Genomic DNA, 363 nt, shown 5'->3' with positions numbered 1-363 from the left:
TCCAGTACTATTTATTTTAATAGTAGCGTTTTAATTTATATGTGGGTGATTAGCTCAGTTGGGAGAGCATCGCCCTTACAAGGCGAGGGTCACTGGTTCAAGTCCAGTATCACCCACCACATATAGAACCTGTTATTATATTAGTAGTTGCATGTTTTAAATTTGTAATATGAGTCACAAGCTCAGTTGGAAAAAAGAGAGCATCACCGCTATTTACAAGTAACGGCGAAGTTCACTAGTTAAAGTCCAGTACTATTTATTTTAATAGTAGCGTTTTAATTTATATGTGGGTGATTAGCTCAGTTGGGAGAGCATCGCCCTTACAAGGCGAGGGTCACTGGTTCAAGTCCAGTATCACCCACC

2 tRNA genes are annotated in these 363 nt (G+C 39.7%); both read left to right on the top strand.

From position 1 onward, the window contains the following. Nucleotides 1-43 precede the first annotated feature (43 nt). A tRNA-Val gene (locus H5154_RS23250) sits at nt 44-119 on the top strand. Nucleotides 120-288: 169 nt separating this feature from the next. After that, nucleotides 289-361, top strand: a tRNA-Val gene (locus H5154_RS23245). Nucleotides 362-363: the final 2 nt, after the last annotated feature.

This window comes from Pseudoalteromonas sp. SR44-5 (genome assembly GCF_014163675.1).
Classification (GTDB): Bacteria; Pseudomonadota; Gammaproteobacteria; order Enterobacterales; family Alteromonadaceae; genus Pseudoalteromonas; species Pseudoalteromonas rhizosphaerae.
This window is presented reverse-complemented; position numbering and strand designations above follow the sequence as displayed.